The 15,833-nt window shown below is 41.0% G+C and carries 10 protein-coding genes; 4 read left to right on the top strand and 6 right to left on the bottom strand.

Annotated features, from left to right (window positions below; genetic code table 11):
• Together ACQRDX_RS00420 and acnA are read right to left on the bottom strand one after the other, a co-directional pair.
• Complete coding sequence (locus ACQRDX_RS00420) at positions 1-1,119, bottom strand: citrate synthase (RefSeq protein WP_427893585.1); 1,119 nt, start codon at positions 1,117-1,119, stop codon at positions 1-3.
• Positions 1,106-3,784 (bottom strand): aconitate hydratase AcnA, encoded by a 2,679-nt coding sequence (gene acnA, locus ACQRDX_RS00415; protein ID WP_427893583.1) that lies wholly within the window; start codon positions 3,782-3,784, stop codon positions 1,106-1,108. The genes ACQRDX_RS00420 and acnA overlap by 14 nt, the downstream gene beginning before the upstream one ends.
• A gap of 273 nt (positions 3,785-4,057) precedes the next feature.
• Here acnA and nrdH point away from each other — a divergent pair, with 273 nt between their 5' ends.
• The 4 genes from nrdH (at position 4,058) to nrdF (ending at position 8,318) form a co-directional block, all read left to right on the top strand.
• The gene (gene nrdH, locus ACQRDX_RS00410; protein WP_354367300.1) at positions 4,058-4,285 is read left to right on the top strand and encodes a glutaredoxin-like protein NrdH; all 228 of its coding nucleotides are present in this window, start codon (positions 4,058-4,060) and stop codon (positions 4,283-4,285) included.
• On the top strand, positions 4,285-4,650 hold the full coding sequence (nrdI, locus tag ACQRDX_RS00405) for a class Ib ribonucleoside-diphosphate reductase assembly flavoprotein NrdI (RefSeq protein ID WP_354367302.1): 366 nt from the start codon (positions 4,285-4,287) through the stop codon (positions 4,648-4,650). The genes nrdH and nrdI overlap by 1 nt, the downstream gene beginning before the upstream one ends.
• A complete protein-coding gene (gene nrdE, locus ACQRDX_RS00400; protein WP_354367304.1) occupies positions 4,640-6,799 on the top strand; it encodes a class 1b ribonucleoside-diphosphate reductase subunit alpha in 2,160 nt (719 codons plus the stop codon). Before nrdI ends, nrdE begins: the two co-directional genes overlap by 11 nt.
• Before the next feature lie 562 nt (positions 6,800-7,361).
• On the top strand, positions 7,362-8,318 hold the full coding sequence (gene nrdF, locus ACQRDX_RS00395) for a class 1b ribonucleoside-diphosphate reductase subunit beta (protein WP_354367306.1): 957 nt from the start codon (positions 7,362-7,364) through the stop codon (positions 8,316-8,318).
• 45 nt (positions 8,319-8,363) lie between these two features.
• Here nrdF and ACQRDX_RS00390 read toward each other — a convergent pair whose 3' ends face one another.
• From ACQRDX_RS00390 to ACQRDX_RS00375, 4 genes are all read right to left on the bottom strand, one after another.
• Positions 8,364-9,959: a type I restriction-modification system subunit M gene (locus ACQRDX_RS00390; RefSeq protein ID WP_427893579.1), complete on the bottom strand. Its 1,596-nt coding sequence runs from the start codon at positions 9,957-9,959 to the stop codon at positions 8,364-8,366.
• Positions 9,960-10,466: 507 nt separating this feature from the next.
• Entirely contained in the window at positions 10,467-11,663 is a 1,197-nt protein-coding gene (locus tag ACQRDX_RS00385) for a restriction endonuclease subunit S (protein WP_427893577.1), read from the bottom strand.
• A gap of 11 nt (positions 11,664-11,674) precedes the next feature.
• Complete coding sequence (locus ACQRDX_RS00380) at positions 11,675-12,721, bottom strand: AbiH family protein (protein WP_427893575.1); 1,047 nt, start codon at positions 12,719-12,721, stop codon at positions 11,675-11,677.
• Between the two features lie 4 nt (positions 12,722-12,725).
• The gene (locus tag ACQRDX_RS00375) at positions 12,726-15,704 is read right to left on the bottom strand and encodes a type I restriction endonuclease subunit R (RefSeq protein WP_427893573.1); all 2,979 of its coding nucleotides are present in this window, start codon (positions 15,702-15,704) and stop codon (positions 12,726-12,728) included.
• Between the last annotated feature and the right edge of the window lie 129 nt (positions 15,705-15,833).

The following is a 15,833-nucleotide window of genomic DNA, read 5'->3' as shown; positions in this document are numbered from 1 at the left end:
TTATCTCCTTCCAATTGGAATATACTCAAGATTTTCTTGTCCTAAATAATTGGAACGTGGTCTGATCAGCTTATTATTTTTCTTTTGCTCTTGAATATGTGCAATCCAACCTGAAACTCGACTCATGGCAAAAATCAAAGTAAAAATAGAACTATCAATCCCTAACACATGATAGACCGTCGCCGAATAAAAATCGACATTAGGAATCAGCCCTTTGCTGTTTTTCATATAATCTTCAACTTCTCGAGACAAATCATACCAAATCGCTTCATCTGTCCCTTCTGTTAGTTCCTTAGCCATTTGACGAAGATAAGGTTCTCTAGGGTCCTGAGTTTTATAAACACGATGGCCAAAGCCCATGATTTTTTCGTGAGAATCCAACTTTTCTTTCAGATAAATTTCTGTACTTCCTTGGTCGCGAATTTCTTTTAACATTTCAAAAACACGCTCATTAGCACCACCATGTAAAGGTCCTTTTAAAGCACCAATAGCCGCCGTAACACAAGAATAAATATCCGTCAGAGTAGAAGCACAAACACGCGCTGTAAAGGTTGATGCATTTAATTCATGGTCAGCATGAAGGACTAGAGCCCGATTCATCGCTAAAACTTCTAGCTCACTTGGTTCTTTCCCATTTAACATATAAAGAAAGTTCGCTGCAAACCCAAGATCTTCTCTAGGAGCGATTGGAATCTCTCCCCGACGTAATCTGGCGAAAGTGGCAATAATAGTTGGAATCTTAGCCATCAACTGAATACTTTGTTCATAGGTTGCTTCAACACCATTCTCCTCAGCCTTAACATTATAAACCCCCAAAAGACTCACAGTTGAGCGAAGGACACTCATCGGATGAAGGTGTTGACGTGATTGAATCAAGATACACTGCTCCACTGCATCGCTAATCGCATAGTTGGCACGCAGTTCTTTTTCAAAATGTTTCAGCTCAATTTGTGTTGGCAGATGTAAATTCCACAAAAGATAAATGACTTCTTCAAAACTGGCATTATTGTCCATCAATTCTGAGATACTATAGCCCGCATACGATAAGCGGTCATCAACAATTGAGCTAATCCTTGTATCACAGGCAATCATATCTTTTAATCCATTAGCTTGCGTCATAGCCTGCTCCCTTCAATTTTTTACGGACTACCATTGGTAAAATCCCACCATTTTTATAGTAACGAATATCAGCATCCGCATCAAAACGTAAACGAACTTGAAAGACTTTTTCAGCTTTGTCATCTTTAGCACAAACCGTTACTAAGGCCCCTACTTCTAGAGTATCTGGCAAAATAATGTCATAGCTCTCAAAACCTGTCAAACCTAAGCTGTCAGCGGATTGCCCCTCTAAAAACTGAAGAGGAAGAACTCCCATCATCACCAAATTAGAACGATGAATACGCTCAAAGCTCTCAGCTAAAACAGCCTTCACTCCCAAAAGACTGGTCCCTTTTGCAGCCCAGTCACGACTTGACCCCATGCCATAGTCACGTCCTGCAATAATTAATGTAGGAACATCACTCTCTTTGTAGGCCATGGCCGCATCGTAAATCGAAACCATCTCTCCCTTATACTGCGTATAACCACCAATTTTCCCTTCTGCTAATTGGTTGTTAATACGAATATTGGCAAAAGTCCCTCGCATCATCACTTCATGATTTCCTCGACGGCTACCATAGGAATTAAAATCTTGATACGTTACGCCATGCTCTTCAAGATAAGTAGCTGCAGGACTACCTTTAGCAATATTTCCAGCTGGAGAGATATGGTCCGTGGTTACAGTATCTCCAAACTTGGCTAAAACACGCATATTTTTTAAAGGAGCTAGGTTTACTTCTTGATCTAAAGTCTCAAAATAAGGTGGATTTTGAATATAGGTTGAAGCTTGATCCCAATCATAAGTTGGACTAGAGGTCACAGGAATGGCATTCCACTTCTCACTATCCGTAAAAACTTGAGCATATTCTTCTTGGAAAAGCTGACGCGTGACATATTTTTCGATATAAGCTGTCACTTCTTTCTCATCTGGCATGATATCAACTAAATAAACCGCTTGGCCTTTTTCATCAAACCCTAAAGGATCTGACGTCAAATCAATATGGGTTGTTCCAGCAAGAGCATAGGCTACTACTAAGGGAGGACTTGCCAAAAAGTTTGCCTTAACCAACGGGTTAATACGACCTTCAAAGTTTCGATTCCCTGATAAAACTGCACTGACCAACAAATCTTCTTCTAAAATGGCTTTTGAAACCTCTGGGCTAAGAGGACCTGAGTTTCCGATACAAGTCGTACAGCCATAGCCCACCACTTGAAAACCTAGTTGGTCTAAATAAGCTTGCAAACCACTATTTTTTAAATACCCTGTGACCACTTTAGAACCTGGTGCTAGGGAAGTTTTCACTGTTTTTGATACGCTCAGACCTTTTTCAACAGCTTTTTTAGCCAGTAAACCTGCCGCCATTAATACATAAGGGTTAGAGGTATTGGTGCAACTGGTAATCGCTGCAATAGCCACATGCCCTGTTTTGATGGTTTCTGTTTGATTATCGTAGATAACTGTGGCTGTTTTATCTAATTCTTCTTTGGTCAATCCAAAGCCTTGTACCCCTTCTTCTCTTACTAGAGCATCTTCAAAGGCTGTTTTTGCCTGATCCAAGGAGATTAAATCTTGAGGACGTTTAGGTCCTGAAATACTTGGAACAATAAGAGATAAATCAATCTCAATCACTTGACTATATTGAGCTTCTGTATTGTCATCATAGAATAGACCATTCACTTTAGCATATGTTTCAGTTCGTTCAACCTGCGCTTGACTCCGATTGGTTAAGCTCATATAGGTCAAGGTCTCATCATCAATTGGGAAATAGCCACAGGTTGCACCATATTCTGGAGCCATATTGGCTACGGTAGCTCGATCAGCTAAACTAAGGTGTTTTAACCCTGAGCCAAAATACTCTACAAATTTCCCAACCACATTGGCAGAACGAAGAACTTGTGTGACTTTCAAGGCCAAATCTGTTGCTGTGGCTGTCTTTGGTAGTTTACCAATCAAACGCACCCCAACCACCTCTGGAACTGGGAAGTAAGAAGCCTCTCCCAGCATCGCAGCTTCTGCTTCAATCCCTCCAACACCCCAGCCAAGTACACCGATACCGTTAATCATTGTCGTGTGGCTATCTGTTCCAAACATGGAATCAGGGTAGAGGAAACCATCGTTTTCAATAATGACATCTGATAAATACTCAATATTCACTTGATGGATAATACCTGTGGCTGGAGGAACTGCTCGATAATTTTCAAAAGAATGCTCTGCCCATTTCAAAAAAGCATAACGTTCATCATTTCGCTCGAATTCCAAAGTGATATTTTCTGACAGAGCCGACTCACATCCAGCTACATCTACTTGAACACTATGGTCAATCACTAAATCTACTGGAATCTCTGGATTAATTAAGTCTGGATTTCCTCCGTGCTGTACCACGGCTTGTCGCATCGCTGCCAGATCCACCACAACAGGAACTCCCGTAAAGTCTTGCAGAATTACTCGGCTAGGCTTAAAAGGAACCTCACCTTTTGGAGACTGAGGATTAAAATAAAGAAGGTTTTCTAAGTGAGTTTTTGTCACATCTAAACCATCATATTTTCTGAATAAACTTTCAAGTAGAATACGGATAGTGTAAGGAAGGCTAGAAAGCTCTACACCATAGTCTTGACTGATTTTTTTCAAATCAATGTATGTATATTTTTTGCCATCAACTTGAATAATCGACTGATAATCCCTCATAATTCATCTCCTTTATTAAGAATTGACCTCCATTATACCCCACAAAAGATGTTATATCTACTAACAAATCACCTTAGATGTTAGAAAAAGTAACAAATGCTATAAAAAATATTTATACCCGCATAAAACACTATATCTAGTAGATTTTATTCTTATCTTGTACTAGATATAGTGTAATTAGCAAATTATCTACTTGATTTTTTATCCATTTTTGGGTATTCTAGTAGGGTGCTTTTTAGCAAGAATAATAAAAATTTATAGGAGTGACGAAAAATGGCTGCTATTACAGTATTTTCAAAAAATAATTGCATGCAATGTAAAATGACTAAAAAATTTCTAGAGCAAAATGGAGCGGATTTCCAAGAAATCAATATTGATGAGCAGCCAGATAAGGTGGAGTATGTTAAAAGCCTAGGCTTCACCTCTGCACCTGTCATTGAAGCAGGAGAGGTTGTTTTTTCAGGTTTTCAGCCTGCTAAATTAAAAGAAATTTTAAACTAATGAAATTGGCTTTTTATTCTCTTACGGGACAGACTAGACGTTTTGTCAAAAAGTTAAATTTACCTCAAGAGCAAATCATTGAAATCAAACGACAAGAAGAAACCCTTCTTTTAGATGAAGACTTTATCCTTATCACCCCTACTTATGAAGATGGGCTAGAGTTTCTCGATCGCTTTGTTGAAAGCAACCATCACTATATGAGGGGACTGATGGGGTCTGGTAACCGAAATTTTGGACCAGAATTTTGTCATGTTGCTCGTCGTTATGCCAAAACTTATGGTATTCCCGTTTTATATGAATTTGAATTTAACGGAACACCTGAAGATGTTGAAAAAGTAAAAGGAATCTTATCTCATGGGTCTTAAATCTATCGGCGATGTTTCTTACTTCCGCCTAAACAATGAAATCAACCGTCCAATCAATGGGCAAATCCCTCTCCATAAGGACAAGGAAGCTCTTCGTGCTTTTTTCCTTGAAAATGTAAAACCTTATTCTAAAAAATTTAATTCGATTACTGAGAAAATTACCTATCTAATTGAAGAAAACTATATTGAATCGGAGTTTATTCAAAATTATCGTCCAGAGTTTATCGAAGAGCTCTCACGCTATCTCCACTCACTTGATTTTCGTTTCCAATCCTTTATGGCTGCCTACAAGTTTTATCAACAGTATGCCCTTAAAACGAATGATGGTGAAGAATACCTAGAAAGTATTGAAGACCGTGTTCTCTTTAATGCCCTTTACTTTGCAAATGGTGATGAAGAGTTGGCACGTGATTTGGCAAAAGAGATGATTCATCAACGTTACCAACCTGCGACACCTAGTTTCCTAAATGCTGGTCGTAGTCGTCGTGGAGAGTTGGTTTCTTGCTTCTTGATTCAAGTAACAGATGATATGAACTCTATTGGCCGCTCCATCAACTCTGCTCTGCAATTGTCGCGTATCGGTGGTGGAGTGGGGATTTCTTTGAGTAACCTCCGCGAAGCTGGTGCTCCTATCAAGGGCTATGCTGGCGCTGCCTCTGGTGTCGTTCCTGTGATGAAGCTTTTTGAAGATAGCTTTTCTTATTCTAATCAGCTTGGCCAACGTCAGGGAGCTGGTGTGGTTTATCTTGATGTTTTCCATCCAGATATCATGCAATTTCTTTCCACTAAAAAAGAGAATGCCGATGAGAAAATTCGCGTAAAAACTCTCTCACTGGGTCTAACCATCCCAAATAAGTTTTATGAATTAGCACGTCAAAATGAGGACATGTACCTCTTTAGCCCATACTCTATCGAAAAAGAATATGGTGTGCCTTTTAACTACATCAATATCACGGAAAAGTACGATGAATTAGTTGCTAATCCTAAGATTACAAAAACTAAGATCAATGCACGTGAACTTGAAACTGAAATTTCAAAACTCCAACAAGAGTCAGGTTATCCTTATGTCATCAATATCGATACAGCTAACCAATCAAATCCTATTGATGGCCGCATCGTGATGAGTAACCTTTGCTCAGAAATCCTTCAAGTCCAAACTCCGAGTCTCATCAATGACCAGCAAGAGTTTTTACAAATGGGAACCGATATTTCATGTAATTTAGGGTCAACTAATGTCTTGAACATGATGACCTCACCTGATTTTGGGAAATCTATCCGTACCATGACACGCGCCCTTACTTTTGTTACAGATAGCTCAAGTATTGATGCTGTCCCAAGTATCAAAAATGGTAATGCTCAAGCGCATACCTTTGGGTTAGGGGCGATGGGACTTCACTCTTACTTGGCTAAACGTCATATCGAGTACGGAAGCCCTGAGTCCGTTGAATTTACTGATATCTACTTTATGCTCATGAATTATTGGACATTGGTTGAGTCTAACAACATTGCGCGTGAACGTGGTGTCACTTTCCATAATTTTGAAAACTCAAAATACGCAGATGGAACTTACTTTGATAAGTATGTGACTGGTCGCTTTACACCGCAATCAGACCGTGTTAAAGAACTTTTTGAAGGGCACTTTATCCCTCAAGCAGAAGATTGGGAAGCCTTGCGCCAAGCTGTCATGAAAGATGGACTTTACCACCAAAACCGTCTTGCTGTCGCACCAAATGGTTCTATCTCATATATCAATGACTGCTCTGCTTCGATCCACCCTATCACTCAACGCATCGAAGAGCGTCAAGAGAAAAAAATCGGTAAAATCTACTATCCTGCTAACGGCTTATCAACAGATACCATCCCTTACTATACATCTGCTTATGACATGGACATGCGTAAGGTCATTGATGTTTACGCCGCTGCAACAGAACATGTGGATCAAGGTTTATCCATGACCCTCTTTATGCGTAGCGAAATTCCAGAAGGACTGTACGAGTGGAAAACAGAAAGTAAGCAAACTACCCGTGACCTCTCTATCCTTCGTAACTACGCCTTCAATAAAGGCATCAAATCCATCTACTACGTCCGCACCTATACCGATGACGGTGCAGAAGTCGGCTCAAACCAATGTGAAAGTTGCGTAATTTAAAAAATAAGATACTAAGAGCAAAAAAGTCAAAGAGAAAATAGGAGATTTGACGACGGACAGGCAGGTCCAAGGAAAAGCTATCATTTTCTCACAGACTTTCGCTCGAAGTTCAATTAACAAGATACTTTTGTGTTAAGCAAGACCTGACAAAAATAGGAACTTGACGTAGAGTATCTCATACTCAACGAAAGTAATCATTTTTGTCCAGTCTTGTAACAAAAGTTCGATTCAAAAAGATACTAAGCCCGTTTAAAAATCCGTAGGAAAATGGGAGACTTACGCAGGGTCGCAAGACACAAGAAAGTACAACATTTTCACAAGGATTTTAGGGCGAGTTCAATTAAAAAGATACTAAGCCCGTTTAAAAATCTAAAAAGATCGGGCACTTCTGCCACATTAAAAGGTATTAAAAAGATAAACAAGCTATAACGCTACAGAGGAGGTGGGGTATTTGCCCTTAGCCTCCTCTCATTTTGCTTTGAGAGAAGATGATTTTCAAAAGCAATTTTACCTAAAATATGGTATAATATTTCAATTAAGATCAAACAATAAGGAGTTCTTCATGACCTACTATAAAGCCATAAACTGGAATGAAATCGAGGATGCTGTTGATAAGTCCACTTGGGAAAAGTTGACGGAACAGTTTTGGTTAGATACCCGCATCCCATTGTCAAACGACCTTGATGATTGGCGCAAGCTCTCTGATGTGGAAAAAGACTTGGTAGGAAAGGTCTTTGGTGGTCTGACCCTACTTGATACCATGCAATCAGAGGTGGGCATGAGCCAACTCAAAAAAGATGTCCGTACCCCACACGAGGAAGCTGTCTTAAACAACATTGAATTCATGGAGTCTGTCCATGCCAAATCCTACTCTTCTATCTTTTCAACTCTTAACACTAAGTCTGAGATTGAAGCTATTTTTGCATGGGTAGAAGAAAATGAGTTTCTCCAAAAGAAAGCCCGCATCGTTACTGAGATTTACCGTAATGGTACCGCTCTTGAGCGCAAGGTGGCTTCTGTTTTCCTAGAAACCTTCCTCTTTTACTCTGGTTTTTTCACGCCACTTTACTACCTTGGAAATAATAAATTAGCCAATGTTGCTGAGATTATCAAGTTGATTATCCGTGATGAGTCTGTGCATGGAACTTATATCGGCTACAAGTTCCAGCTTGGTTTTAATGAGCTTAGTGAGGAAGAACAAGATAAACTCCGTGACTGGATGTATGATCTGCTTTATGAGCTTTATGAAAATGAAGAAGCTTACACTGAACTACTTTATGATCCTGTTGGATGGACCGAGGAGGTTAAGACCTTCCTTCGCTACAATGCCAATAAGGCTTTGATGAACCTTGGACAAGATCCTCTCTTTCCTGATACAGCAGACGATGTTAACCCTATCGTCATGAATGGTATCTCAACAGGAACATCTAACCACGACTTCTTCTCACAAGTTGGAAATGGTTATCTGCTTGGTAGTGTTGAAGCCATGCAAGATGACGACTACACCATCGGACTTTAATCCTACCCAAAAACGAGCTTGGAAAATCCAAACTCGTTTTTTTGATTATCTGATTTTATCCAAAAAGGCTGTCAGCTCTGCTTGTGCTTCTGGTGTGGTACCGACTAGCTGACCAAGCATGCTTTCAAGTTGGGCTGTGGTTGCTGCGATTTCCTCATCAGTTTGAGCAAGCTTATCCGCAAGCTCTGTCAGTGGAACAACAGGCTCTTCCTCAAAGGTATCGACATAGCGAGGGATGTTGAGGTTGTAGTCGTTTTCCACAATCTCCTCAAAGCTAGCTAGGTGGGCAAACTTGTCCACATCTTGACGGTCTTGATAGGCTTTCAAAATCTTGGCGATATGGTCATCGGTCATGATATTTTGGTTTTTGCCCTTGTCAAATTCTTTAGATGCATCAATAAAGAGGACATCTTTGCTGGTGCGGTTTTTCTTGAGAATGATGACTGTGGTTGGAATGGAGGTATTATAAAAGATGTTGGCTGGCAGTCCAATCACGGTGTCAATGGCTCCTTCCTCTAGGAGATGCTGACGAATTTTCTGCTCTGCATTTCCCCTAAAGAGAACCCCGTGAGGAAGGACAATAGCCATAACGCCTGAATGCTTGAGGTGGTAGAAACCATGAAGGAGGAAGGCGAAGTCAGCCTTGGACTTGGGTGCCAGGACACCATAGCTGGAGAAACGTGCGTCTTGCAGGAAACCAGCGTCCCCACTCCACTTCTGAGAATAAGGGGGGTTCATGAGCACCCCGTCAAAATCTGTCGGCTCAGTCGTTGGCCAGTCCGCATCAAGGGTATCACCAACATGAAGTTTTTGGTTCTCAATAGCAACCCCGTGGAGCATCATGTTCATGCGAGCCAGGTTGTAAGTCGAGGTGTTAATCTCCTGACCGAAGTAGGAAACGGTCGAAGACTCTTTACTGTAACGTTTGGCGTTAAGAAGGAGGGAACCCGATCCCATGGTTGGGTCATAGAGGGTCATCCCCTTTTGATGCTCCCGTCCAAGAAAGACAATCTGGGTCATGAGGTGGGAAACTGCCTGAGGCGTATAGAACTCGCCCGCTTTCTTTCCAGAGTCGCTGGCAAACTGACCAATCAGGTATTCATAGGCATCTCCCAAAACATCTCCATCATGGTTGCTGAGGTTGAGCTCATGGAGTTCTTTGATCAAGGCTGAAATCACCTGATTCTGCTTTTGCGGTGTTGGACCTAACTTTTTAGAATAGAGGTCGATGTCTTCAAAAAGGTTTTCAAAAATCTCATTGGACTGCTCAATATCACGGAAGCCCTGTGCCAAATCTTCCAACTGGAAGTTGCTGGTGTGGACTTTTGCTACCAAGGCCGTAAAGGTCAGACCAGGCTCGATAAAGTAACCTAGCTCATCATCAAGGACATCTAGCAAATCTTCCTTAACATCTGGATCTGCAAAATTTTCTTCATAAAGTCTTTGAGCCTGTGACAAACTATCAAAGGATTCATCAAGGTTGTCACACACCGCCAAAAGCAACTTATCTGATAGGTATTTGTAGAAAATCAAGCCCAAAAGGTAGGACTTGTATTCGTTAGCATCCATCTTGCCACGGAGAATATCCGCTGCATTCCAAAGGGACTGGTAAAGGGATTGTGAGTTGTTTGAATTGTTCATGTCTGTGATTCTTTCTAAAGATATGGTATACTAGATAAGTAGAGAAATATGACGGTGGTTCCAACTTTCTAACTGGAGGTGGTGCTTATGGAAATAAGTCCAAAATCTTACAGAAAGGCTAGCCTATACTTGATGGTAAGTAAACTTACTCATCAAGTAACGACAAATCCTATTCGATTTGTCTAAGGCTCGCACTAGCTCGATTTTTGAAAAATATCGTTTCAAAAATCTCACGTCGGAGGTACCTGCTCAAATTAGCATTAGTTGAACCAGTCTAATCTAATAATTCTTTATATCAAATAAAAAAACAAAAAATAAAACCGTCAATATTTTGGGACACTGACGATTTTATTTTAATATAAAACAAACATTGTGAACCACCGAAATGGCTCTACTAGGAGTTGGATTGCCGTCCAACTCTTTTTCTATGCTTATTCTAACAAAATATCGTCAGTTTATCAAGATTTTTATATTGGATAACTTAGGAGCATTTGAGGCTTAGCAGAGCTATACAAATAATTTACGGAGTAGAGTCTTTTTCATCTCTTTCAAGCTAGCCAACTTGTCCTCCACCTGAGCCAACTCTTGGTCAAGGGTTTGGAAGAAAGTGCCGATGACTTCCTGTTCAGAATGTGTCGGCAATTTTATATTAAAGTCACTAAGAACTTCCTTAGTAATTGTTTTGATTGTTCCACCTGGGGCACTTTTTGCCTCTTCAATGAATTTTTGTTTTATTACATAAGCCCAAAACACATTATCAATTGGTAAGTAAAAGTTTTCAAAAATCAGCACCGTCCTATCTATGAAAGCTCCATATTGGGTAATCGCAACACGACCAATACTACCTTGTAAAGTAACTAGGACAGATCCTTTCTCAGCATAAACACTAAGTGGCTGTGCTTTTTTACTAATTTTTTGTTTAGTATCCTCTACTAAATTCATCTCATCTGTGACATCTGCAACTTGAACAAAAGGCATTGCTCCATCACCATCATACCATTCGCTATTTCCGTAAGGTTGCGGAAAAGAACCACGTCTAAATCTCGCCACTTCCCCCAACTTCACTTCTTCCCAGTCGTCTTCAAAACCTTGGAAGCGGAGGGCTGGTTTGGTTTGTGCCTTGGCTGGAAAGAGGAGTTTGAGATAGGTCTTCTTCTGCTCCTTGAGCGTGTCCAACTTACGCTGATGAAGGGTGATGTGACGGTCTAGGGTTGAGAAGAAAGTGCCGATAGCTTCCTGTTCGGGTAGGGATGGGAACTTTGCAATACTTTCAGCAACTAAATTCCAATCTGATCTTGGCATCTTCGTACCAGAAGTATCATTTGCAACTAATTGAAAAGAATTACTCTGAATATAGGTATATAAAAAACAACTATGCCAAAGATCCGACTTTAAATTCCAAAAATCACCTAGTGCTATTCCCTTAAACTCTGCATACCACCAATTTTTTAAATATGGACGTAATTTCCCGAATAGTACGTCCCCTTCATTAAACTCTAAACCTTTCCTATCATCTACTTTCTGAGAAATATCCTTATTTAAAGTACCCAATCCTGAGTTAATATCTTCAAACTCCAATCTAGGTAAATCTTTACTAGATGAGGTTAGATTTGAACGATAAACCACTTCCCCCAACTTCCGCAGTTCCCAAGCGTCAGTGTAGCCTTCAAAACGATAGGCTGGGATATTATTGTTTGTTTTCATGTAATCTCCTTTCAACATAGGACAATGTCTCTACTAGTATTTATAAATCTTAGGTGCTCAGCTTTTTGGGCTCCCCAATATGATAATATTGTTTGAATACTATTTCTTCTTTCAATATCAAACTCATCTACATAGATAGTTACATTCGGAATCACTTCAAAAATTTTTCTAAAGTATGGGGCATCTACACCATCTTTATCGCGCAGACCAAAACCTATGAAGTAGATTTCCTCAACATCTTTTATTTTGTCAAAAAATTCCTTGCTGTGTGAATTGTTTAGGATTTCTCCAACAGGTTTTACCAAAGAATTTATCAATGGTGAAAGATACGTAGCAACATCCATAGGATTATCAAAATCTTCACGCTCAAGATTATGACCAAAAACCAACTCATCTCCTATCTCACCGTGAATATGATAAATATTTTCGGATGGAATACCATAAAAATCTTCTAAAACATGTGTGTAGTTAAAATTTAAAAATAGACTATCTCTATTTAAGATGATTGTTTCTTTACTCAATCTACCTTGGTAGCACTGCTTACGGTAATTTTTTACAAAACTTTTCCAGTTATCATATGTTACTGAAATCCATTCCGAGAACAATTTCGAAATGACAGGTGTCAGTAGTTTTAAATTTTCTCCAACTTCCTCAGCATTACGAGACATGACACTGCCATCTATATCACCTTCTCTATCAGTAAAGTTTGCCATATCTATCTCAATATTTGTAAAACGTCCCAAACTTTGTTCAAAGTCAGACCAATATACCGTATCCCTCATGATTTGTAACATAAACTGATAAAACAATTCCGAGACCTTTGTAAAATCCGTTTTTTGGTCTATATTAAACTCCTGAATATCAAAATCGTTGACATATCTTGCCAAATCTTTATCTAAATCATCAAGATACTCTGCTATATCCTCTTTTCCAGAAAGACCTGTCAAATTTTCATCTTTACCAAATGTCTCATAAACATACTTTTTGAAATAGAGGTAGTCTGATTTTAATCCATGTGCTATGTCAAACCCATTTCCGATAATAAACAGTTTATCCATCTTCTTATCTCCCCCTCAATGGTAGGATGTCTTGCGCGATCATGGTCATATAGTCCTCTTTGAGGGCTTTTTTGTATTTAAGCTTGTTGAGGGCTTGGTCGCCCTTGTTTTCCTTGTAGCTTGTATAGTCGTAGGTATCAACAAGGGCTTTTTCTCCGATTTGCTTGTCCTTGCCGACTCGGTAGTTGTCCACGATAAACTGGAGCTCGTCTTCACCAACACACCAATCTTGTGCAGTGGATACGACTTGCTCACGGATGGTTAGGTCAATCATCTCGTCTAGCTTGTGGGCGATGGATTGGCCCTTGTAATCTTGAGTATTGGTCTGGGCTTCCTGCCAGATTTTTGAGATGAGTTGGGAGAGTTTGGGATTGGTCTTGTCCAAGTCGGCGATGTAGTTGTCCACCAGCTGCTTCTCTTTTTCTGGGATAGCTTGTCGTTTTTGATCCAGCAAGCTTTGGATGAGGGAGATGATATAGTGGTAGTTGATCTCGTCTGTACGGACAGACTCCAGCTCGTACTCGATATCGATAGGAAGCTCATCGTCATCATCTTCTTGACGGCGGCGTCTGAGTTCGTCGATGATATTTTGGTACTGGGCGGTGAAGTCCTCTATGGTGTCACGTGTCAGTCCAACTTCTTGAAGGAGGGTAGCTTCATCATAATCGGCATAGACTTGAACCGAGGCAAAGAGCTTATCAAACTCCTGAAATGCCTTAGCAAAACGCTTTAGCTCAGCATCTGAGCTACTATCTAGGTCTGGGGTTTCTTCTGGGCTTGGAGAAATAGCTAGAAGCCCCGCTACCTTTTCTTCAAACTTGGCTTTTTCTTCCAACCAAGTTGGCGCAAGGACAGCATGCTCTCCACCATTTGAGTAAAGGCTTAGCGCCTCATCAACTTTTTCCTTGAAGCGCTGCGGCGTTTGGAAGGTAACGATCTGCCCAAACTTCTTGCCCTCATCAAAGAGACGATTGGTCCGTGAAAAGGCTTGGATGATGTGCTGAGGCTTCATAGGTTGCCTGTCCATAAAGATGGTCGATAAGCAAGGCGCATCAAATCCTGTCAACAGGCGATCCACCACGATAACCAGATCCAGTTGCTCCTCACGAAAGGCATACTTGTCTTTTTTTCGTGCCAAGCGTTCGTTGAGATCGGTGTTATAAGCTCCTAAGGAGGCTAAGCTAAAGTGGGTGCCAAACATGGCATTGTAGTCGTCCAAACTCTTTGTCATCTGCTCTTGGTTAAGCATGGAGCTATCATCGTTTTCCGTTACGGAGTAAGTGATGGCAACCTTTGGAAAGTCTGGAAGGACTTTTTTGCTGGACTCAGAGATAGTAAGCTTGCTTTGTCCTGCCTTAACCTTTTGGATCAGCTCATAGTAAGCCTGAGCACGCGCGATTGACTTAACTGTCAAAAGCCCCTCATAGGTCTTTCCGACACCGTTTTGAAAACCGAGCTTGCGCTTGGACTTGTTTAATATCGCATCCAATACCCTAAGCATGTGGTCTTCATCATCATAAAAATGATCTTCAATGTCCTCTTCTGCCCAAGTTGGAAGAGTAGTCTGGTACTCCACTTGAAAACCTAAGACCGCTCGGTCATGAATGGCTTCTTTGACGGTGTATTCATGTAAGCAAGGCCCATACTGATCCTTGGTGGTCTGTGCCAAGTCACCTTTTTGTTCCCGTTTGTTTTCCTTAAAGATGGGCGTGCCTGTAAAGCCATACCAGAGAGAGTTGACAAAGAACTGCTCTAGGATCCGCTTTCGCTCTGGTGTCACTGCACGGTGGCACTCATCGACCACAAAGGCCAGCTTGAGCGTTTTAATTCGCTGATAAGACTTTTGGTGGCGGCCTTCCTCAAACTGACGTAACATGGCATTAAGCTTTTGGATGGTAGTCACCACCACACGTCGATCTTCTGAGGCCAGGTTTTTGATCAAGTGCTTGGTATCATCAGTCTCGTCAATATCGATCATGTCATTTTCAGCGTAAGACAAAAAGGCTGCTGTGGTCTGCTGGTCAAGGTCAGTCCTATCAATGACAAAAATCGTCTTTTCGATAGAAGGGATCTGCAGGAGGTTTCTTGCTACCTTGTAGCTGGTCAGGGTCTTTCCTGAGCCTGTGGTATGCCAGATATAACCTGACTGACGGTTGCGACTAGCATCCTTAATAGCCTCGATGGCATGGACCTGATAGGGACGAAGTAAGATCAGGGCTTTTTTATCGTCATCAATCACGCTATACTGCATGACCATTTGGTGAGCCATCGGGATGGACAAGACCCCTTGGGCAAAGTCAAAAAGATGAGGTTGGGCTTGGTTATTCTTATCTACCCACTTGGTGAGAAAGCGGTCGTTGAGCTTGGTTTCTTTAGCCGCTGCAATGTAGCGGGTTTCATTGATGTTTGAGACCACAAACATCTGGAGGCTTGAGAAAATCCCTCTAAACTGTCCTTCTTTTTCGTATTTTTTAATCTGACGAAAGGCATCCATAAACGGATGAGAACGGCTTTTCAGCTCAATCTGAATCATGGGCAGACCATTGATTAAGAGCGTCACATCACCTCGTCGTTGACGATTGGCCTCTCCTTTGGTCACAACTTGGTGGACAACTTCATAGCTAGACTTGCCACCTGCGACATTGTGGCGCCAAATGACCTCCAAACGAACGATACCTAAGCTAGCATCTTCACGTTGTACTTGAACTTTGGCGATGCCGTTTTCACCTGCTAACCACTTGGCCGCCTCGTAGAAATTGACAAAGTTTAGCTGGTTTTTAATCTGATGCTTTTCTTGCTCGGTCAAGGGATGGTCAGATAGGAGGCGGACGTTGTTAGCTTCTAGCTTGTCAAAGAAGTTGTCCCAAAGTTGCTCTTCTGTGGTCAAGTCTGGGCGATAGACCCACTGACTGTCACCTGTAATCAGCTGACGAATCAACTCGGCTTCAAACTGAACTTCACTAGTTAATGGCTGAGCTGGCATCTAGACCACCTCCTTTTGACAACGCAAAAAGCCTGCCATTTCTGACAGGTTGTTTTTAATAGATGAGATGATTCGTTTAGCCGATAGGCGTTGATATATATATATATAGTGTTACAAGGTTTCTGAGCA

The sequence above is a fragment of the Streptococcus sp. SGI.013 genome (assembly GCF_050315295.1).
In the GTDB taxonomy this organism is placed as follows: Bacteria; Bacillota; Bacilli; order Lactobacillales; family Streptococcaceae; genus Streptococcus; species Streptococcus porcorum.
This window is presented reverse-complemented; position numbering and strand designations above follow the sequence as displayed.